Below are 21,468 nucleotides of genomic sequence, written 5' to 3'. Positions count from 1 at the left end.
GTTCCACCTCCTAGATCATTTTATATTTTAATTCGATAAAATCTCCATAACTTGCGACCATCGTATAATACTGGGTCACCATTGTTTGAAGAATGATTTGCAGTTTTGCATCAGCCTCAGCGTCAAGATCTGCCTGATCAATCACACAGGATAAAAATCCTCCGTTCTCGCCTTGTTCAATACCTGGTTGTAATTGTAGGATTTGTCCAATTGCATTTACCGTGCCAAAAGCAATAGCAGACGCGCCTGCACAAACTAAATCATGACCAGGATCACCAGAATAGGCATGACCTGAAACTTCAAAGCCATAAGATTTGCGGTTTTCATCGCTATGAATCTTAACTGTAATCATCGAATCCCTCCACTATTAAGCGTTGATTGCTTCAACAACTAATTTTGTGTATGGTTGACGATGACCTTGTTTACGACGGTAGTTCTTTTTAGCTTTTAATTTGAAAACAACAACTTTTTTCTCACGGCCTTGTTTTTCAACTTTAGCTGTAACTGTTGCGCCTTCAACGAATGGAGCTCCAACTTTAACATCTTCGCCACCAACGAAAAGAACTTTGTCAAAAGTAACTGTTTCACCAGCATCAGCGTTGATTTTTTCAACGTAGATTTCTTGACCAGCTTCTACTTTAACTTGTTTACCACCAGTTTCAATAATTGCGTACATAACTGCACCTCCTCAAAAGTCTCAGACTCGCCTTCAATAGGTGATCCAGATGGATGCTTATAACCTTTTCAGAGCGGTTGTAGCACGGGTGCTACATAACATAGAAATATTATCACACAAAAACTATGACGTCAACCTATTTAGCACAACGTTTTCAAAAGCTTGTTCATATTTTCTGTAACGAAAAACCTTGATATTTTGAACAAAAAGCAATAACAGAATCAGCATAAAAAAGATGGAGTGCGGAAAATACCATATAGCCACAACAAAACATGTTGCACAACAAGACATGGATAATAGCAAAAAAGACGTTTTAGTCGTTTGCAGTGACTTTTTTTCACTCCATAGTATTTCTAGCATTCTCCCGCCATCAAGAGGCCAAATAGGTAATATATTGATCAAAAGCAATAAAATCTGTATGGCTTGAAGCGGCTCACTTAAAGATTTCGGAAAGAAAAATGCAATCCCATAAAGGATCAACGTGACAATCGGACCTCCTAGAGCAATCATAAATTGCTGTCTTTTTGTCACTTGCCACCTTGTAGCATAAAGGATCTCCCCACCATAAGGCATGATAACGCAAGATTTTACTTTCACATGAAGGACATAAGCAACGAATAAATGTCCAAATTCATGCAAGCATAAAGAAATAAATAATAACGCATAATTAGCAAACTGCCCCGTAATGATTAACCATACAATCAATGGCAAAAGTGTGGGGTGAAGCTTTAGTTTCCTCATCACTGAAGCCAACCCTTTATAGAATCCGGATCTAACATAGCGCCTCTACGCTCAATTTGCAAATAGAAAGTTCCCGAATCCATTGTAGCTAGAGGTTCTCCTTCCTTAATAGTTGTATAGGGCAAATAATCTAGTGATTTTAGCAATCCATATGTTACCCGCTCACCTGTATCATATGTAATCGTCATTGTTTTACCAAGTGATTTTGTATGCCCTGTAAAAATAACAAAGCCGTCATGTTTTGCATAAATAGTCAATGGTTCATCGTAAGATAATAGCACTCCGTTTGAAAAAGATTGCATCGTGTTATATTCTCCGATATGTGAGTCAGCTACCGGCGCCATAACTGTTACCTTTTCTTCCTCCTGGAATACTTCTTTTGTCCAATTCGTGAGAATCAGTAAGTCATCATTTGATAAGACATAATCCGTTACATGACTATCTAGTATTTGCTTTTTTTCTAATACGATGAATGTAAATAGCAATACTGCAACGAATAGCGTCAATTTCCACTTTTTCAAGAACTACCACCCCAAAACTACATTTTCTATCAGTTTATGAGGCATCCCTTGCAAACAGTACAACTATCGATCACACTTCAATAGTCGAGATGAAAACCATTCAAAAAGGTTTTATACCTTCTATGAAATTATTCACCTGAATCCATTTCATAATGTAGAATACGTTTTATTGTCTCTCTTTCCCCATAAGCCTATGAAATTCCCATAACATTCAAGAGCTGTACATAAAAAATTTTTTAAACAAAAAAAGCGCCATTCAATTATGCTGAATGGCACTTGTCATCGTACAAATGATGGCTGATCTCTAAAATAATAGAGAAGAGCTTTACTAACTTAACTAGTAACTAATTATTTTGTTAGAACAGGGCTTGCTTTTAAGCAGCTAGCACCTTGTTACACATTATGTAGTATCCTATTATTTCGCAAATAAAGCTTTAATTTTTGAAAAAACACCTTTATGTTCATTTTCCAATGACATCAGCGGCACAGATTCGCCTAAAATTCTACGCACAATATTCCGATAGGCAATCGCTGCTTGAGTAGATGGTTCCATAACGATGGGTTCTCCCTTATTAGAAGAACGGATGACTTGCTCATCATCTGGAATGATCCCTAGCAAATCGATTGATAAATGTGTCGTAATTTCATTGACATCCATTGAATCACCATTTTTCATTAATTGAGGTCGGATACGATTGATAATGAGTTTTGGTGGTTCTATTTCTTCTTTTTCCAATAATCCAATTATACGGTCAGCATCACGGACTGCCGAAATTTCAGGCGTTGTCACAACAATCGCTTTATCAGCACCTGCAACAGCGTTTTTATAACCTTGTTCAATTCCTGCAGGACAGTCAATTAAAACATAGTCAAAATCTAGTTTCAATTCTTCCACTAACTTTGCCATTTGCTGTGGTGTTACAGCATTCTTATCAGAGGTTTGGGCAGCTGGTAATAAGAAAAGTAAATCATCAAATCGCTTGTCCTTTACAAGTGCCTGCTGAATTTTACAACGCCCTTCAACAGTATCTACTAAGTCATAGATAATACGGTTTTCTAAACCTAAAATGACATCTAGGTTACGTAAACCGATATCCGTATCTATTAAGCATACTTTTTTGTTTTGAAGTGCCAATGCAGTACCTAAATTGGCAGTAGTAGTTGTCTTCCCTACTCCACCTTTACCAGAAGTAATTACGATAGCTTCACCCACATTAGCTTCCTCCCTTAAATGTCGATAAATTTGGTCTTAAAATGCGTAAATCCTGCAAGCGGTCTATAGCAATATGTCCGTTCGGATGAATATAAGCACATTCCATTTCTGGTTTTTCCGCTAAAATGGTCACCTCATTGGTCATCAATTCCATTAAATCGGCAATCATAAGATGGGTGGCCTCTAACCATGAAGCAGCAATTACACATTCACGGTTTCCTTCAACGCCTGCATGTGCCATTCCCTTTAAACGTCCCATGACATAGATACTGCCTCCAGCAATCACTTTACCGTTGGGATTGACATCGCCAATAACAACTAGATCACCGTCAGCTCTCAATTCTTGTCCAGAACGCACAATACCTATGTAAGTTGCAGATTGACTTTTCAAAAGCTTTTGATTACATTCTTCTACGGTAATCACATCACTCTTAATCTTAGAAACTTTTAAGTGTTTAGATTGTTGAACGGTATGAAGAATTTCCTTTAACTGCTCCTGATTACAATATCGATTTCCCACATGTATCGTTACTTCTGCTTGTCCTTCTAAACCATCTTCAGTGACTTTACGCTTTAATTCATCCAATAAATCAGAGTAAGCGCATTGATCATCAAGCTGAAGCACAAGTCCCTCTTTTGTACCTTTGATTAAGACAAGTTGCTTAGTTGTCAAATGCTTCACCTCACGCTTCTCTATTATAAAGTTGATTGATTTGCTTTAAAGAGTCGAGCTTCTATCAAATATTTAAATGTCCAACCTAGCATGATCAAATAGATAGAGTTTGCGATCATCGTTGGAATCAGCCGTTGGTTTAAAAACTCGGTAAATGGAACCGAAGTAAAAGAAATCAATAAGAAAAATTGATGTAAAACGATCTCTAGTAGTGCTACGAGTACCAATGAAAGGACTGTTGTAATCGCTAGATGTTGATGGATATATTTTACTGTATAACCCGCTATAAAACAAATGAATGGATATAAGAATGTGTACAATCCAATAATATCAATATAAAAAATATCATACAATACCCCAAATATTAATCCGTACCACATTGCACGTTTACGATCATAATAAATAGACAAGAAAATCAAGTAAAGAATCAAAAATCTCGGTACTAGGTAATATAAATGACCGTGCCATTCAATTGGAGAATAAAGCGAAAACTCTGTTTCTAAAAAAAACAATAGAACGGCTACAAGCGGAATAAGAAATTTAACCATTGTTACTGATCCCCAGTTTCTGTAGTGATAGATTTATTTGTACCATTGCCATCTGAACCATCAACAGAGATAGATTGACGTTTCGCAATGACAACATGATCTAACATAGAAAAATCAGCCGCCGGTTTGACATATGCTAATTTCGTCAAACCAAAATCATCTGTAGAAACTTTTGTCACTTCACCGATTAACACGCCTTTAGGGAATATTCCTCCTAGACCAGAAGTTGTCACTTTATCACCTTTTTTAACAGGCAGACTTGAATCAATTCTTTTTAAGACCAATTCTCCACGTTTTGCATTAAAACCTTCGATTAAGCCGAATGCTTCTGACTTTTTATTGGCTACAACAGCAGATACGCGATAATTGGTGTTATTGGTTGATAGTAATTCAACTTGCGACGTATAAGGGGTAGTTTGAACGATTTTACCAATTAAGCCCTTAGAAGTTAGTACAGCCATATTGACTTTGATACCACTCATAGAGCCCTCATTTAAAATGAGTTTTTCTTCCCATTGGTCAGGATTACGTGCAATGACATTTGCTTGAATCGGATCAAAGTTACGTAAATCATCCTTTTTTCCAACTAAATCTTTTAACTTGTCATTTTCAACTTTCAATTCATTGACTTTAGCTTGTAATGTTCCGAATTCTTCCAGGCGCGATTTTAAACGTTTGTTTTCATCATAGGTGTTCAATAATTCATCTACATTATTGACAAATCCTGTAATATAACTTGCCGGTTTGGCAACAATGGATTGTCCAAATCCGACAGTGTCTTTGATAATTTGTTCAGGAAGAGATGCGTTTTGACGATCGCGTAAGGAAAAGCTAATCAATGCCACTAAGAAGATTACGCCGACAAGCAGCAATATCAATCGCTTATTCGAGAAAAACTGTGGCATTGTCTAATCCCCCTTATTTTGTTTGGTGACGACGCATTAGGTCAATATGTTCTAATGCCATACCTGTCCCTATTGCAACACAGTCTAATGGGTTTTCTGCGATAAATACAGGCATATTTGTTTCATCACTAATTACTTTGTCCAAGTTTTTCAGTAAAGCGCCACCACCAGTTAACACGATTCCTCGTTCCATCACGTCGGCAGACAATTCAGGTGGAGTTTGTTCTAATGTTTTTTTCACGCCATCGATAATCGCCGCAATCGATTCTTTCAATGCAGCTACAATTTCAACAGACGAAATTTCAATTGTTTTTGGTAGTCCAGTTACCAAATCGCGACCACGGATTTCCATTTTTGCTTCTGGACCTTCAGTACTTGCAGAACCGATTTCCATTTTAACCGTTTCAGCTGTACGTTCACCGATAGTGAGATTATAAGATTTACGAATATAAGCAATAATAGCCGCATCCATTGCATCTCCACCGACACGTACAGATTCACTTGTCACAATACCACCTAAAGAGATCACTGCCACTTCAGAAGTACCGCCACCTATATCTACTACCATACTGCCTGTTGGTTCCCAAACTGGTAGATTTGCGCCAATCGCAGCTGCAAATGGTTCTTCAATTGTATAGGCTTCCTTCGCACCTGCTTGACGAGATGCATCGATTACCGCACGTTGTTCTACGGATGTAATGCCATAAGGCACACAAACCATGACGTTTGGCTTTTTCCAGTTACCGCCAGAAACTTTCATCGCTTCTCTCATATAATATTCGATCATTGCAGTTGTAATATCGAAGTCTGCAATAACACCGTCTTTCATCGGACGAATAGCCACGATTGAACCTGGTGTACGACCAATCATATTTTTGGCGTCGTTACCTACCGCAACGATTTCACCAGTTTTTGTATTTTTCGCTACTACAGAAGGTTCTCTGAGTACGATTCCTTTCCCTTTCAAAAATACCAATGTATTTGCTGTGCCAAGGTCAATCCCGACATCTTTTCCACCTAATCCAAACACTTTCTGTTCTTCCTTTCTCTTTTTAGCCATAACTTCGTAGCTGTTCATCAAATCATAAATTTCATTATAACGGAAAAGAGTTAAAAATTACAGTGCTACATATACCCTTTCTCTTTTAAACTTATAAATTGATGATCCCCGATGATGACATGGTCTAAAAGTTCGATTCCAATGATTAAACCTGCTTCTTGTAGACGTTTGGTCACGTCTATGTCTTCCGAGCTAGGAGAAGGATTACCAGATGGATGGTTGTGAGCACAAATAATCGAGGCGGCTGATCGTTTTACAGCTTCACGAAAAATTTCACGGGGATGTACAATACTTGCATTTAAACTCCCTATAAAAATCGTTTGCTGATGAATAATCTGGTTTTTGACATTTAAAAATAGCGTCACAAAATTTTCTTGCAATAAAGAAGACATATCGGGCATCAAATAACGAGCCGCATCATGTGGTGAGCGAATCGTAAAACGTTCATCTGTCCTTTGCTTATGTAAACGTCTTCCTAATTCAATAGCCGCTAACAATTGAATGGCTTTTGCTTCACCAATCCCTTTAATGCACATGATTTCTTCAATTGTCGCATTCTTTAATTCGTGAAGCTGTTCAAAATGGGTTAAGACACGATTCGCCACATGGAGCACAGATTCTTGCTTTGTCCCTGTGCGTAGGAGAATCGCTAGTAACTCTTGATTTGATAAACTATCTGCGCCTTGCCGCTTGAGTCTTTCTCTTGGTCGATCATCTAGATGAACATCGCGGATCATCAATGGCGTTTCAACATTAGTTGCCATGGATGGATTCCTCCTTTTCCACAGAGATAATATGCTTTTCTGCTAGAAAGATCTTCAGTACATCTAATGGTAGACCAGCGACATTATACTTACTTCCATCTATCCTCTTCACTAAATTTTGTCCGACTCCCATTATATTATAACCAATATCTTGTTCAAAAGGTTCCCCTGTTTCGATATATTGTGTAATTATTTTTGTTGAAAGGCGATGCATAATCACATCAGACTGTACAACAAAGGATGATAGTTTATCATCATAGCGTATGCCCACAGCAGTAGTGACTACATGCTTTTGATTGGACAATTGCCTTAAAAATGATATTGCTTCCTTTCTAGCATGGGGTAAACGCATAATAACACCATTTAAACTGATGACACGCTCAATAGTCATATAACATATAGAGGAATGCGATACATTCATCCTCAATAATCGAACGACAACTGAAGTATTTGCATATTCAAAGGGAGTCGGTGGTAATGGACAATCTAGCGCTATGTTTTGATGAATGACTGAAAAAGGAACTTGCAATTTCTTTAACAACTCCTCACAATTCCCTTGTGGATTCAATAGAATCATATCTCTGTTTAATCGTATGGACATATAATCACTCCTTTTTTAATCATCATAATATAAAAGTAAAAATTAGGGAAATCAGAAAAAATAAGAGAAACTAAATTTTGCATACTTTTTTTCTATCAAAATTCGATTTTCAAACAGTCATTTTGCGATACATAATGCTCCAAAAGCATTAATTTGACGAGTTCCAATTTATCCGAAGCCTTTGTCGCATCTGCGACCGCCGCCTTCCAATCAACAGGTGCAGCGAGTTTAGATTGAGAATCGCTACTATTTAATTTCGCTACTTTGCTTACTTCTAGCAATTGTGGTATACTTTTGAGCCCTTTTTCTTCACATGCAGCACCACTCAGACGAAAAGGCTTTACAAAGGAATCTTTTGTAACAATCGACTTGATCTTCTTTTCACTAGTACTAATCGCTCCCCAAAGATAGAATTGCTTATCGGCAGGTATGATAGCTACATTTTCATATTCCGGATGCCCTGCTAGAAAATCAGAAGCCGCCTGCGACGAAGAATAGACACCGTATTGCATCGCATAGAATGGCACTGATTTACTTTCCACCTTTGTACTTTTTGGTAAATTGACAGGTAATACTTTGTCAGAAGCCCCCTCTTTTTTCTCAACCGCCTGTAATATAAAGAAAAATAATAGTACCCCCGCAGCCCCAATCATTACACCATGAATGACCGCAGCTAATAGAAATTGTTTTTCCTCTTTGTTGCGCTTTAATTTCATAACGACATCACCCCTATTCAATACCGTAGCAGAATAGACATAAAAAAAGACGAGACTGCTGTCGTCTCGCCCTAAAAAGTTTTCTTGTTAAAATAACAAATTGGTATACCATTCGAGTATTTTCAAACCATAAAAATAAGTGATCGTACTTCCCAATGCGATCCAAGGTCCAAATGGAATTGGATGTTTACGCCCTTTCTTTTGCCATAGAAGTTGTATAATACCCGCTATTAAACCAATGATAGATGATATAAACAATGCGACAATCGTTAGCTTAAAGCCTAAAACAAGACCGATGACGAAAAATAACTTAATATCGCCACCACCCATTCCACCTTTCGACACAACCGCAATCAGAAATAAAATACCAAATCCAATAGCAGCACCGACAAAAGCATCCCACCATGGATCTAGTGGAGAAAAAATCCTTAAAATCATAAATACACATGCAAAAGGCAGTAAAATTTTATCCGGGATTAACATATACACAATATCTGAAACTGTAATAATGGCAAGCAATGAAATAAACAAAATCGCAACGATGAATTCTACTGTAAAGCCAAAATGCCAATAGGCTAAGCCATATAACACACCAGTCAATAATTCCATCAACGGATAAAAAAATCCTATCCTTGCGCCGCAAGTTCTACATTTTCCACCTAAGAAGATATAGGAAAGCACAGGGACGAGATCGATCGCCGTCAATCTCCTATTGCATTGATCACAATGGGATGGTGGCGTCACGATCGACTCGCCTTTAGGAACTCGTAATCCGACCACATTAAAAAAGGAGCCGAATACGAGACCCAGTATCATCCAAAATATTAGATAAACAATTTCCATTTGATTCACCTCTATTTCATCTAACATGTTCTATGACCAATTCAAATACACTTATGAAAGTTTACTTGATTTTCGATATGAGGTTAGTTGTGTTAATTATCCAATCTTATTGTCCACTGAATAGGAAGAATTCGTTGATTTCCGCTACGACTTGCTCTGCCTAATCAACACATATGATATGAAGTTTTACTACTTACCCACTACTGCGGGATAAAAGGCAGTCATCCCTAGCATTTGGCTATGATGGGGATTCACTGCCTCAGTTCTCCTTACTTTTCTTTTTGATCATCCAGCTGACCGACATAGTAGAAAGTGGTTAGTTGTACGGTGGCTTGTAATTTTTCTTTTGAAGAATCTTCTTGTGATCCATCCGTTGTCCCTGTTACTTCTGTATTGGGGGTTGCATAAGAAACAGAGTCGATACGCATAATTCGAGGCAAAAGCTCGATTTCCTTTAAAAAATTTTTTATTTCTTTTTTATCCATTGCCGCCACTGTGACATTCATTGTGACTAATTTTAATGTATCTGGCAGACTACTCGATGCGATCGGTGAAACAGGTGCTGTTTTTTCTTCATCATTGTTTTGTTCGTCTGATGTTTGGGAAGCATTATTTTGATCGTTTGTATCTGTATTTTCGTCTTTAGCCTGTGTTGTATCCGTAGATGCCGCCGAATCAGCTGAAGAGTTTGCTGCATTTTCTTGGTCTGTTTGCTTATTTTTATCTTCTTGCTCATCTGTTTTAAGTGTTTCTTTTACACTCGCATCATAATTATTAAAGGCTACCTCTGTGACATCTGTATTGCTGACGGATTCTAATTGTTCAATTGAATCGATCAAATGATTCAGTTCACGGCTTGTAGGTACTTTCATCTTCAATTCAGCGGTACTTTTTTGTTCAGCCTGTTGATTCGATTTGAGTGTTTCTAGCTGTTTCTCTAATTGTTTCGACTCCGATTGTGAACTTGATAGCTGAAGCTGCAATGAATCCTTTTCTTCTATTTTCGGATAAATCACATAGTAAAAAAGGGCGAAAACAACAACGAGTACCAATGCAACCATAAGAAGGATCGTCATCTTTTTATTGCTTCCTAATGAATTCATGGTCTTTCACCTTCCGCTAATAGTTTTACTTGATTGACCGTTAATTGGATCGTAGCCGTATAGCGAGGAACCAATCGATCACTTGAAGTCGCATCTTGGTATTCCTTCTTATCCGGTTCAAAGGATGTGATAGATGTTACTTGTACATCCGTATACAAAGGATCTGTCAACAGATTTTGAACATACGTTGACACACCATGTAATGTTTCAAAATCGGCTGTTATCGTTACACCTGCCTCGCCATATGTCAGATCTGTCAGCTTTTCATAGGATTGAAGATGACTTTCAATACTATCAATAATCGGTGTGACAGGATAGGAAACAGATTCTACATATTTGACCGATTGATCAAAAGAACCTTGTGATTCCTCTTGAAAATGATCGATTTGTTTTTGATAGGCATTGATTTCATTGGATAATGCCTGTTGCTGCGCATCCAAAGCTTTCACATCACTTCTGAGGGAAGCATAATAAATACCAAATATGATAGCTAACAGGGCAATGATGATTATCGCTAATAACCATGTTGAATTTTTGGATGCTCTTTTTTCTACTTTGGGTAAGAGGTTAATATCAGGAATCATGCCTTTACATCCTCCTTCAAAGCCAAACTGATCAAACTCGCTTGAGAAGACTTAAAATTGGGAAACGCATCAGCGATCATTTGATCCGTGAAAATATGTACAGGTATTGCCCCTTGCCCTTCAATCGTTTTCGCAATATAGGAAAGCTCCGGTGAATCGCCCATCACTACAATTTGCTCAACACCTTTTTCACCCTTGTTCAATGAAAAACGATAGAAGTTAATAATACGTTCGATTTCAGCAATCGAATCCATTAAAGCCATCTGATAATGACTGATATCATCTTGATACACATAATCAAAACCATCTTCTGTATAGCGAGATTGCCATTTACTGCGCTCCGTTTCAATCATTTGGAAACGTAAAAACTCTACTTCACCGAACGAATAAATCGCTAAGGATATTTCATTGATCGACCAATTGACAATAAGAGAGGTCGTATCCGCTAGATTGGGTAAAATGCGATCGACGAATCGAATAAGCGAAATCACTTTAATATCCGCCACAGCGGGTGTTAGTCCTGCATCCATCAAAATACTCACTACTTTTTGCACTTCTTCTGCATTTGTCGCAAAAATGGTTGCTTTTCCGTCTCCCTGTTTTGCGTCGTATATGTCGATTAAAGGATTTTCAAAAGGAAGATGGATCGCACGACCTAATTCCATTTCTACATATTCTTTAATCGCTTTTTTGTCTACTAACTCTTTCGGATGATCGATAGCCTTCATCATCACCGTACTTTCAGGCACAAAAAAACGAACGTCTTGCCCTTTGATGCCCCAATTTTTCACTTGCTCTTTTAATAACTCAAAGAATGCCAATTCATCTTCAATAATCCCTTCCACGACAATCCCCTCATCCAGTGGAATCGAATAACCCTTTGCCTGTGATAAATCAGCCGAACTATAGGTTAATATCTGTAAGCCAAAATCATTATAATCCAGCGAAACATGTCGCTTTTTCTTGCCAAATAACATTGTAAGACCTCCTACACGAAAGCTTTAATGCTTCGGTGGAGAAAGCCAAATGGTCAATGATTGTACATATGATCGGAATCTGGCTTTCTTCAACGAAAGATTAAAGGGGAACAGCAGCTTGGAGCTGCTGTCTCCTAAGTTATTTATTCCCCATTAGTTTTGCCAATTTTGCATCTGTTATAGTATTGTCACTATCTATCCCATCCGTGTTTGTTTCTGTTTTTTTGAAATTATTTGTTTTAAAACTTGCAAACTTCTTGAACGTAATAGTGTAAACACTTTTACCATTAGTATCTTGTGTTTTTACAACTTTATCATCTTTATCCAAAGTAATACCATCAACTTTATCATCTAATTCTGCTTTGTTACATGTTATCGTTTTATCTGTATCATCCGTCTCACATGATCCGTCAGCAATAGCAATTTTAGCCGATGAAATTACTTGTGAAGCATCTGATAAAATCGCTTTATCATGTGACTTGTTAATAATATTCCCAATCGCCGGAATAGCGATCAATGCAATAATAGCGATGATTACGATAACTGCTAATAATTCGATCAATGTCATACCTTTTTGATTCTTCATCAATTTTTTAAATTTTGCTTTCATTTTATTTCCTCCTTTAGGGTTGGTTTGTTGTTTGTTCAGGGAATTTCTTGATGAGTCGTTCGTCAATTTCCCTTTCACCTCCTTTCAAATAGAATACGAATCTTTTAAATTTGTTCATATAAACTAAACATCGGTAGCATAACTGCTGCCATGATAAAGCCGACGACCGCTGCCAATAAAATAATCATAATCGGCTCGATCAATGATTTTAAAGAGTCAACGGTTCGGTCAACATCATCCTCGTAAAACTCCGCGATTTTTTCTAGCATATAATCCAGTGAACCCGTTTGCTCGCCGATCGATACCATTTGCGTCACTAATGGTGGGAAAACCCAGCTGGCTTCTAATGGCTCTGCAAGTGAGCTCCCTTTTTCTAACGATGTTTTGGATTTTTTCACCACATCTTCAATCACGGGATTGCCGATGACTTTTTCCACAATGACTAATGCGTTTAAAATCGGCACCGAACTGCTAAATAGCGTCGCTAATGTCCTTGTCATACGAGCAATCGCTGATTTTTGAAAAACTTTCCCGAAAATCGGTAATTTCAATAGCACATAATGTGTATAGAAATGAAATCTCTTATTGTTTTTGTAAAGATAGATAAACGTGCCCGTCACCATGATGATGACGAGTAAAAAGATCCACCAAAACTTTTTCAGCGCATGGCTAAAGGCTAGTACGATTAAAGTAATGGGCGGCAATTGCGCGCCAAAACTCTCAAAGTTCGCGGTGAATTTTGGGACTAACCAAATGAGCATAAAAGTGGCGACACAAACGATTAAAACCGATAACACGATTGGATAAGCCATCGCCGACTGTATTTTCTTCTTTAACTTAAATGACTTCTCATAGCTAAATGCCATGCGATCTAATGTGTCGTCCAAATTCCCTGTGGCTTCTCCAGATCTCATCATATTGACAAAAAGTGTCGGGAAAATCCTTGGAAATTTAGCGGCTGCATCTGAAAAGGCGATCCCCGAACGCAGATCTTCTTCTACGCCGTTTAGTGCTTTTTTCAAGCCTTTACTAGACGTTTGCTCGCCTAAAATATGCGTCGCCTCCACAATGGAAATACCCGCACGTATCAGCGTGGAGAATTGACGGCAATAGATGACAAAATCCTCATTTTTGATCGCTCTTCCAAGCGTTAAATCTTTATGAAAAATACTTTTGGATTCTTCAATTTGGCGTGGATTGATGCCTTTATCACGCAGTTTTTTCATCGCTTGCTGCTTGGACATCGCTTCAATCGTGCCTTTTTCCATCGTTCCCTGCAAAGTTCGACCTGTAAAACGAAAGACTGTCATGCAAGATCACCTGCATTCATATAAAGTCGGGCAGTTTCATAGTCAATGATCCTTTGGGTAAGCAGCTGTTGAATCGAATGATCGATCGTATGCATACCAAGTGCACGATTCGTTTGCATAATATTCGTCAACTGATGAACTTTGTCGTTGCGGATCAGATTCGCAACAGATGGCGTATGGACTAAAATCTCTGTCGCTGCAATACGCCCCGGCTTGTCTATCCGTTTAAACAAACGTTGTGAAATGATCCCTTGTAGTACATTGGCTAACTGAATACGAATCTGTCCTTGCTGATGTGGTGGAAAAACATCGATAATACGGTCGATCGTAGTAGGTGCACTACTGGTATGTAAGGTCGCCATCACCAAATGCCCTGTTTCAGCCGCTGTAATAGCTGTCGAAATCGTCTCTAAATCTCGCATTTCTCCTACTAGAATAATGTCAGGATCTTGACGAAGGGCAGCACGTAAACCATTGGCAAAGCTTTTCGTATCAGAACCTACCTCTCGCTGGTTGACAATTGATTTTTTATGCTTATGCAAATACTCGATCGGGTCCTCTAGTGTGATGATATGTTTGGCTTGATGGTCGTTGATATCATTGATCATCGCCGCTAAAGTGGTCGATTTACCTGAACCCGTTGGTCCTGTGACAAGGATCAAGCCTTGTGGTTTTTGACATAGGCTTTTCAGCACTTCCGGCATTCCAAGCTGCTCAATCGTTGGTATTTCCGCAGTAATTTTACGGGCCGCTATCGTGCAACTGTTGCGCTGATGATAAGCATTCATACGAAACCGGCATCTTCCCGGCAATGAATAGTTAAAATCCACCTCACCCTTCGTTTCAAACTCTTCCATACGATGAGATGGCAACACCTCACGAACCATTTGTTCTAAATCAGCAGGTGTTAACTTTTCTTCTCCATGCGGCATTAGCTGACCATTAATTCGATAGTATGGAGGAACCCCCACTGTTGCATGCAAATCTGAAGCGTCTTTGTCATCTGCATAAGTTAGTAATTCTACTATGGATACTGTCATTTTTTCACACCCTACTCTTCTGTTGCCACACGTAATATTTCTTCCGTTGTCGTTACACCATCTGCTACTTTTAACAATCCATCCTCCAGCAATGTCCGATAGCCATTCCTCGACATATGCCTCTTTATATCCGCCAAACTAGCCTTTTTCAAAATCAATTCTTTTACTTCTTCATCTACGACTAAGATTTCATGAATTGCTAATCGACCGCGATACCCTGTGTTATTGCAAGAGGTACAGCCTTTTCCTCTTTTTACTTTTGAAATAGGAATATGATGTTTGGCAAATATCTCTAGTTCTTCACTCGATAAATCATGGTATTCCCCACAATCTCGACAAACACGACGCACAAGTCGTTGGGCCACTACCCCTACGATCGATGATGATAATAGGAATGGCTCGATGCCCATATCAAAAAGCCGAGAAATCGATTCCGCAGCACTATTGGTATGTAGTGTGCTTAATACTAAATGCCCTGTTAGTGAGGCTCTTGTGGCAATCTGTGCTGTTTCTAGATCACGAATTTCACCAATCATGATAATATCTGGGTCCTGACGCAAAATAGAACGTAAACCAGTGGCAAATGTTAAACCGATTTCTTCACGAACTTGAATTTGGTTGACACCATCTAATTGATATTCGACCGGGTCTTCTACTGTAATAATATTGACTTCTTCGCTATTCAAATAAGTCAAGGCAGTCGACAATGTAGAAGATTTACCAGAACCTGTTGGCCCAGTGATCAGTACGATGCCATTCGGCTTACTGATCATTTCTTTAAAATGAACTAAATTATTTTCTGAAAATCCCAATTTTCCTAAATCACCATGCGAATTATTTAAGTCTAGGACACGCATCACCACTTTTTCTCCATAAACAGTTGGCAAAGTAGATAATCGAATATCTACAGGATGCAGATTGATGTTTGCCTTGATCCGTCCATCTTGCGGCAAACGACTTTCCGTGATATTCAGATTACCCATGATTTTAATACGAGCAATAACCATATTTTGCATATTCTTTGGGAGTGAACGCTCTGTTCTTAAAACACCATCAATCCGATAACGAATACGGAATTCTGTTTCTTGTGGATCGAAGTGGATATCACTGGCTCTTTGCACAACGGCATTGGAAATAATTTGATTGACTAATTTGACAATAGGTGAGTCATCATCTAATATTTCTGCTTCGTCGCTATTTTCTGCCGGCATCAAATCATTGAGTGCTGCGTCCATTGTTTCTTGCAAATCGTAATATTTGCTGATGGCACGTTTTAAATCATCCTTTGTAGCGATACATGTTTCGATCTGACAGCCAGTCGCCATACGAACTTCTTCAATTGCAAAATAATCCATTGGGTCCGCCATTGCGATTAATAACTTGTTCTTTTCACGTGTAAGCGGCATGATAAGTGATCGTTTTGCTAAATCTTTGGGCAATAATTGCACTAACTCGGGATCAATCATAAATTGACTAATGCTAATATGCGGGACCCCTAATTGAAATTCTAGTACTTCAATAAGTTGTTGCTCTGTCAATAAATTTTCGCTGATTAAAAAGTCACCTAGTTTTTCGGCTTTTGGTTTATTTGCCAATGCGAAATCAAGCTGTTGCTGAGTGATCGCCCCTGCTTCAACGAGCAGATCTCCCAATCTTTTTCTTGCAGAAAGCCCCATCATTATCACCTCTACATGCTTATTTAGTGTCTTTTGGTGTTACAATATCGCCAGAATCATTATAGTAGCTACCTTTTGGTACAGTCCCACCATTTTTGCTTTCTGTTGCTTTTTTATGAGTTGATGTATTGGATTGATCTTTATTTGTTTGGCTTTTACTATTGTTTGAATGGCTACTGTTATCCTCTGTTTGACCATGATTCGATTGACCTACATTTTCATCAGTGCCATTGGTATTGTCCGTGTTTCCATCCTCAGCATTGGCCGTTGCATTCGTATCAGCTGGTGCTTCTATAGAAGACTTTTCAATAATTTCATTTTTAGGAGCATAATAGTTTTGACCGATCAATTGCGTCTTGGTATCACCATTTTCATCCGTAATGGTGCGGAATATAAGCAACTGTAAACCCGGCTTTGACTGTTGAATCGTTTTGCTCTCACCTTCATCTAAGCTTTTCGTATAGCGATATATCGTACGTGGTGCAACAGTCTGCCGATCTTTTTCGGAAATCGTCACCTGTGGATTTCCCGGTAAAGAATATAAGGAAACTTTTAACTTTCCATCTTCTACTTTCGCCATGATTTTAGCAAGAACATGACTATGTGAAACAAATTGCAGATCCTGTTCTAAAAAAGGACTAACGCTTGCTTCATATCCCGGTTTCACATCGGTTGGAATATCCTCTGCTTGATGTCTTTCAATAACTTCAAAGCTGCTTTGTAAAACAGTACTATATAATGCGGATGCTACAAGCGACATCGCATCATCATTACTGCCGACCTGTGTGGCTACTTTATTAAAAGAGAATGTTTTCTCAGGTTCGATCATGATGCCATCTAATTCTTTCGCAATGGTTTCGACCTCTGTTTGCAGGTTGTCAGGGATTGGAATCGATTCAAATGATATGCGCTCAGCATCTTCTATCGAAAAATCATCTATTTGTATTTCAATAGGAGATTTTTTTAAATAAGATGCTGCTTCTAAAACTTGTTGATCTATGTTCCCTCCCTTTAGCTTTACTTCACTTTCAATTTTCTCAATCAGTGAATGATTGGCTTTTACTTGAAGTGGTTCATGAACAATTGGTGTCTTTTTCCAAAAAGCATACCACGGTTTGTCTATAGCTACCTCATATTGTTGAATAGAAGCATCTACATCAAATAGAAAATCATCTCCGCTCAAGCGTACTTTATGATTTCCAACCATGATTTCAATATTGTTATTTTTCCATTCCGCAATTGCAGTATTTAACTTTTTCTTTAAATCACTTTCAGATAAGTCTTTCACAGAAATAGATCCAATAGTAGACCCCTCAGAAGCTGCTAGTGTCCGGATACTCATATATTCTCCTGAAACTAGCGCTACGGATATCAAAAGCATAATGATCATAGCTTTAGAGAATATCTTCATGTTATAGATCTCCCATCATTTTCTCTTTTTCGTATATGTATATTTGGCTACAATCAACATTATAAATGAAAAAATGAAGAAAAGATATGCCTTTTTTCACATAATTCCCGAAAAATATGTAATTTTTTCAAACTTTAATATGCTAAATATCACAGCGATTGTATATTAAAGGATATATAATAATACAAAAAGGATAGATAGAGTTAACTATCTTATTTTTTAGATTTTTAGAACAAAAAACTTTTTTAACATCCAAAAAGCTATAACTATTTTTTTAATTCTTCTTTCATTAATAAGGAGGATTGGAGGTTTCTTATGTGATGAATAAGACTACTGCCACTCAAAATGGCTTTACACTTGTAGAGACTCTTGCATCCATTGTCTTACTTGTGATTATTTTGCTATCTTTTACTCAATTATTTGTGCAAACAAATAAAACCGCAAACATCAATAATGAGAAATTGGTTGTCATCAATTTGGCAGATGGGATATTAGAAGGGTTAAAAGCAAAACCAATGAAAGAAATCAAGGCAGCTTCGGATGTTCAAGATTATTTTCAAATTGCTACTAATCCTGCTGCCCCACCCGATACAATTACATTTAATGAAAAAGCATATACCGTTTCTTATGCTGCTTCTCAAGGAACAGAAAAATATGGGCGCAATTCTGAAGTAGATTTAAAAATCATAAAAGTGGTCGTCACTGTTACTGCACCAGATGGGAAAACCAAAAGTTCAACGGAAGGGTATGTTTCTATTGAATAAAATCCTTAAAAATAATATGGGTATCACGCTGGTAGAAGTGTTAGCGAGTCTCGTACTCCTTTCTATTATTTCTGTCATCGTTGTGAATGTTTTTATAAAAGGTAGTGAAGAAGCGAATGATATTCAAACAGATACAGAGTTACGTGATGAGGCGGATCTTATTATGAGTCAATTCATCAAAATAATATACTCAACCAATCAAAACACGATCGTACGCAATACAACAAATGAAAGTGGCAGCTTTCTAGAAGTAACAACGGATCTAACAAAATGCCAAAAGGATGAGGAAGGAAACTGGAATATCGATGATAGTGCTTGTCAAAATACATTGCAGAAAATTGGCTTTCAAACAAATGGGACTACAACGAATATCCTTTTAAAAAACGACCATTATCATATAGAAAATACGAATATTCGTATATTACCAGAATCGAAGATAAATGGGGATCCTGAGACGGACCCTTCCTATGAAATCTACCTTGTTCTTGAAAAAACAACGAAACGCAGTCAAAACGTGACGAAAAAAAAGATAGCTTTCAAAAATACGATTCAACCTCTTTTCTCTACATCTAACTAATGATTGAAGGAAGGAGCCATTAGACGGTCAGCTCCTATAGGAAATCTAGCAACCCCTAAGAACAACTAGAGATTCAAATAGAAAAGCTCTTACTAATAGACGGAGGAGGGATATCATTGACAAAACAATTACAAAACGAAAAAGGCTACACGCTTATACTCACAGTAGCTGTTATCGTTATTTTCACGGTATTAGGGCTAAGCTTATTAACGTTGACATCCAGTGGTATCAAGAAAAATGAACTACGGCAAGACACTGTTCAGGCACAGGATTTATCTGATAAAGGGATTAAATATGCAGTGAACGATATACAACTATACTTACAAAATGAAATCAAAAACAATCCGATGGGAAAAACAGATTTCTACCAATTATTAGAGAATAATATAATACCTAACTGCTCAGATGGAGGAGGAATCACAATCCCAGGGGGAAAACAGGATCAAACCAAAGAAACGAAAGTATGCATTGATCGGGTAGAAATGGTTTCTAACGATGAAAAAGATCTCTATAAACGCCTTGTAACGTTTAAAAGCACTGGTATCGTCAATGGAAAAACACGTATCACCACTAGCAAAGTCATTATCGGAACAGATGCCATCCCAGACCAGCTTCGCTATGCACTCTCAACGAATGATGGTGGTGACCTCTATCTACATGGCGGAGTTGAGATACAAGGTGATGTTAAGACAGATGGGAATTTGATTATTACAAGGAATGCACATTGGATGTTTGGAATCATTGCAGTTTGGGAAAACAGTGTCGGTCCAAGATTAGTGAAAGATACAAAAAGTATAACTCCTAAAATCATTATGAGAGAAAGCGGAAAAAATATTTACACTGTAGATGAGGCAAGTAACTATGATGACCATATTTCCAATCCTACAGATAAAAAGGGAATATATTATTTGGATAAGCCTCCATATACTAAGTTATCCCCCGCAAACGTTAGCACAACGAATAAGCTAAAAAATAATTATTTATTTAATACACCTAATCTAGACATTGTGACAAAATCTTTGCCAGCGGATCAAATTGATGTATTAGCAAAAATACAGGAAAAAAATGTGGGAATCGCTGATTATTACTTTGAAGATTTAACTATTTCTAAAAAACCAACGGAAAATTTTAGCCGCAGTGATACCGTTCTCGTGGGGAAAAAATGTAGGCAAGAAAAGAATAACAAATGCCAAGAGTATAAATATGAAGGTGACATGAAAATAGATAGTAATCACCAAAATATAAACTTAACAGGCACATATTACGTTAACGGTGATTTAACGATAAATGATACCAATTTAAAAAGTGATGCATTAATTTATGTAAAAGGGGATGTTGAAATAAAAGAGAGTACACTACAAGGGTTGGATCCCGATAGCACATTGATCATTTTTGCCAATGGAAATATTCAGATTTCTAATATTTCCGAGTATAGTGACTATCACGATCCAAGTACAATAAAAGGCTTTTTCTATTCCAAGTCTAATATGATTATGTATGGTGTAGGTTCTAATATCAGATTAACTGGCGGCATCTCAGCCAAAAGATTAATCCTGACTGCTCTTAGAGGGAATACTACACCAGATTGGTTTGGAATTAATACAGATTCAATTGATGAACAAAAGAAAAAAGATTCACGTCTAAAAGTAACATACGATGAAGATCTTATCCAACAATACACCACCTTTATGCGAGATCAACAAGAAGAATATATTACGGAACTAAATCCTCCAGAATATATAGAACGTTCCAGTCAATAAAGTGAAACTCCAACAGCGGGGGTTCTTCATCCCCCACTGAAATGGAGGAACTCAGGTTAAAAGCGCCATATCCCTTAGCAACACCTGAGGAACCCAACCTCTTGTCGGTCTAAACCAATCGGATTTTTACGGTCATTCGATTCCTTCATCTATCTTTTCGTTTCTCTCTAAATTTTGAAATAAAGGTCTTACTGCCCCGTTAAAGCAGAAAAAAACATATTAAAAAGGGCACAAAGAATACTGTTAAATCACTATTCTTTGTGCCCTATTTTTATATTTTTCATGATGATACCAATCTAGCATTCATTTTAATAAAATTTATTTCTTTTTCACCTTTATTCTCGTAAAAACTATCTTAAAATATGTTATCATTTTAAACAAATATATATTACTTT

Annotated in this window: 24 protein-coding genes and 1 other annotated feature; of the genes, 3 read left to right on the top strand and 21 right to left on the bottom strand. The window is 37.6% G+C overall.

The features are described 5' to 3' along the window. Positions 1-10 precede the first annotated feature (10 nt). The 21 genes from FEZ13_RS01610 to FEZ13_RS01510 all read right to left on the bottom strand — a co-directional run bounded on the left by FEZ13_RS01610 (position 11) and on the right by FEZ13_RS01510 (position 17,972). Positions 11-352, bottom strand: a complete 342-nt coding sequence (locus FEZ13_RS01610; protein WP_146548161.1) for a ribosomal-processing cysteine protease Prp — start codon at positions 350-352, stop codon at positions 11-13. A 15-nt stretch (positions 353-367) separates the two neighbouring features. Beyond that, complete coding sequence (rplU, locus tag FEZ13_RS01605) at positions 368-676, bottom strand: 50S ribosomal protein L21 (RefSeq protein WP_146551205.1); 309 nt, start codon at positions 674-676, stop codon at positions 368-370. 13 nt (positions 677-689) lie between these two features. Next, positions 690-765, bottom strand: a sequence feature (ribosomal protein L21 leader region). Positions 766-799: 34 nt separating this feature from the next. Next, a complete protein-coding gene (locus tag FEZ13_RS01600) occupies positions 800-1,417 on the bottom strand; it encodes a site-2 protease family protein (protein ID WP_146551204.1) in 618 nt (205 codons plus the stop codon). Further along, a complete protein-coding gene (locus tag FEZ13_RS01595) occupies positions 1,417-1,938 on the bottom strand; it encodes a peptidoglycan DD-metalloendopeptidase family protein (RefSeq protein ID WP_146551203.1) in 522 nt (173 codons plus the stop codon). Before FEZ13_RS01595 ends, FEZ13_RS01600 begins: the two co-directional genes overlap by 1 nt. A 415-nt stretch (positions 1,939-2,353) precedes the next feature. After that, positions 2,354-3,151 carry a septum site-determining protein MinD gene (gene minD / locus FEZ13_RS01590; RefSeq protein ID WP_146551202.1) on the bottom strand — a complete coding sequence of 266 codons (798 nt, stop codon included), beginning with the start codon at positions 3,149-3,151 and terminating at the stop codon, positions 2,354-2,356. 1 nt (position 3,152) lies between these two features. After that, positions 3,153-3,824, bottom strand: a complete 672-nt coding sequence (gene minC / locus FEZ13_RS01585) for a septum site-determining protein MinC (protein ID WP_146551201.1) — start codon at positions 3,822-3,824, stop codon at positions 3,153-3,155. A gap of 23 nt (positions 3,825-3,847) precedes the next feature. Then, positions 3,848-4,372: a rod shape-determining protein MreD gene (gene mreD, locus FEZ13_RS01580; protein WP_146548155.1), complete on the bottom strand. Its 525-nt coding sequence runs from the start codon at positions 4,370-4,372 to the stop codon at positions 3,848-3,850. 2 nt (positions 4,373-4,374) lie between these two features. Beyond that, complete coding sequence (mreC, locus tag FEZ13_RS01575) at positions 4,375-5,277, bottom strand: rod shape-determining protein MreC (RefSeq protein WP_146548154.1); 903 nt, start codon at positions 5,275-5,277, stop codon at positions 4,375-4,377. Positions 5,278-5,290: 13 nt separating this feature from the next. Next, a complete protein-coding gene (locus FEZ13_RS01570; protein ID WP_146551200.1) occupies positions 5,291-6,307 on the bottom strand; it encodes a rod shape-determining protein in 1,017 nt (338 codons plus the stop codon). A 95-nt stretch (positions 6,308-6,402) separates the two neighbouring features. Next, the gene (gene radC, locus FEZ13_RS01565; protein WP_146551199.1) at positions 6,403-7,101 is read right to left on the bottom strand and encodes a RadC family protein; all 699 of its coding nucleotides are present in this window, start codon (positions 7,099-7,101) and stop codon (positions 6,403-6,405) included. Then, positions 7,091-7,702 (bottom strand): Maf family protein, encoded by a 612-nt coding sequence (locus FEZ13_RS01560; RefSeq protein WP_146551198.1) that lies wholly within the window; start codon positions 7,700-7,702, stop codon positions 7,091-7,093. The genes radC and FEZ13_RS01560 overlap by 11 nt, the downstream gene beginning before the upstream one ends. A gap of 95 nt (positions 7,703-7,797) precedes the next feature. Beyond that, complete coding sequence (locus tag FEZ13_RS01555; protein ID WP_146551197.1) at positions 7,798-8,418, bottom strand: hypothetical protein; 621 nt, start codon at positions 8,416-8,418, stop codon at positions 7,798-7,800. A gap of 87 nt (positions 8,419-8,505) precedes the next feature. After that, on the bottom strand, positions 8,506-9,261 hold the full coding sequence (locus tag FEZ13_RS01550; RefSeq protein ID WP_146551196.1) for a prepilin peptidase: 756 nt from the start codon (positions 9,259-9,261) through the stop codon (positions 8,506-8,508). A gap of 269 nt (positions 9,262-9,530) precedes the next feature. Further along, positions 9,531-10,364, bottom strand: coding sequence for a hypothetical protein (locus tag FEZ13_RS01545; protein WP_146551195.1), 834 nt, complete (start codon positions 10,362-10,364; stop codon positions 9,531-9,533). Next, positions 10,361-10,948 carry a hypothetical protein gene (locus FEZ13_RS01540; protein ID WP_146551194.1) on the bottom strand — a complete coding sequence of 196 codons (588 nt, stop codon included), beginning with the start codon at positions 10,946-10,948 and terminating at the stop codon, positions 10,361-10,363. The genes FEZ13_RS01545 and FEZ13_RS01540 overlap by 4 nt, the downstream gene beginning before the upstream one ends. Then, positions 10,945-11,925 (bottom strand): type IV pilus biogenesis protein PilM, encoded by a 981-nt coding sequence (gene pilM / locus FEZ13_RS01535; protein WP_146551193.1) that lies wholly within the window; start codon positions 11,923-11,925, stop codon positions 10,945-10,947. Before pilM ends, FEZ13_RS01540 begins: the two co-directional genes overlap by 4 nt. A 139-nt stretch (positions 11,926-12,064) precedes the next feature. Then, complete coding sequence (locus tag FEZ13_RS01530) at positions 12,065-12,535, bottom strand: prepilin-type N-terminal cleavage/methylation domain-containing protein (RefSeq protein ID WP_146551192.1); 471 nt, start codon at positions 12,533-12,535, stop codon at positions 12,065-12,067. A gap of 104 nt (positions 12,536-12,639) precedes the next feature. Then, positions 12,640-13,845 carry a type II secretion system F family protein gene (locus FEZ13_RS01525; protein WP_146551191.1) on the bottom strand — a complete coding sequence of 402 codons (1,206 nt, stop codon included), beginning with the start codon at positions 13,843-13,845 and terminating at the stop codon, positions 12,640-12,642. Further along, positions 13,842-14,885, bottom strand: a complete 1,044-nt coding sequence (locus FEZ13_RS01520; protein WP_146548143.1) for a type IV pilus twitching motility protein PilT — start codon at positions 14,883-14,885, stop codon at positions 13,842-13,844. The genes FEZ13_RS01525 and FEZ13_RS01520 overlap by 4 nt, the downstream gene beginning before the upstream one ends. Before the next feature lie 11 nt (positions 14,886-14,896). Continuing rightward, positions 14,897-16,561 carry a GspE/PulE family protein gene (locus FEZ13_RS01515; protein ID WP_146551190.1) on the bottom strand — a complete coding sequence of 555 codons (1,665 nt, stop codon included), beginning with the start codon at positions 16,559-16,561 and terminating at the stop codon, positions 14,897-14,899. Between the two features lie 19 nt (positions 16,562-16,580). Then, positions 16,581-17,972, bottom strand: a complete 1,392-nt coding sequence (locus FEZ13_RS01510; RefSeq protein WP_146551189.1) for a G5 domain-containing protein — start codon at positions 17,970-17,972, stop codon at positions 16,581-16,583. 320 nt (positions 17,973-18,292) lie between these two features. Between FEZ13_RS01510 and FEZ13_RS01505 the strand changes: the two genes are divergently transcribed. From FEZ13_RS01505 to FEZ13_RS01495, 3 genes are all read left to right on the top strand, one after another. Then, complete coding sequence (locus FEZ13_RS01505; RefSeq protein ID WP_146552721.1) at positions 18,293-18,736, top strand: type IV pilus modification PilV family protein; 444 nt, start codon at positions 18,293-18,295, stop codon at positions 18,734-18,736. Then, on the top strand, positions 18,729-19,313 hold the full coding sequence (locus FEZ13_RS01500; protein ID WP_146551188.1) for a type II secretion system protein: 585 nt from the start codon (positions 18,729-18,731) through the stop codon (positions 19,311-19,313). The genes FEZ13_RS01505 and FEZ13_RS01500 overlap by 8 nt, the downstream gene beginning before the upstream one ends. 116 nt (positions 19,314-19,429) lie before the next feature. Continuing rightward, positions 19,430-21,073 carry a DUF7305 domain-containing protein gene (locus tag FEZ13_RS01495; RefSeq protein ID WP_146551187.1) on the top strand — a complete coding sequence of 548 codons (1,644 nt, stop codon included), beginning with the start codon at positions 19,430-19,432 and terminating at the stop codon, positions 21,071-21,073. Positions 21,074-21,468: the final 395 nt, after the last annotated feature.

It is taken from the genome of Rummeliibacillus sp. SL167 (assembly GCF_007896505.1).
GTDB classification, from domain to species: domain Bacteria; phylum Bacillota; class Bacilli; order Bacillales_A; family Planococcaceae; genus Rummeliibacillus; species Rummeliibacillus suwonensis.
The sequence above is the reverse complement of the archived record's forward strand: the minus strand, read 5'-3'. Positions and strand labels throughout refer to the sequence as shown.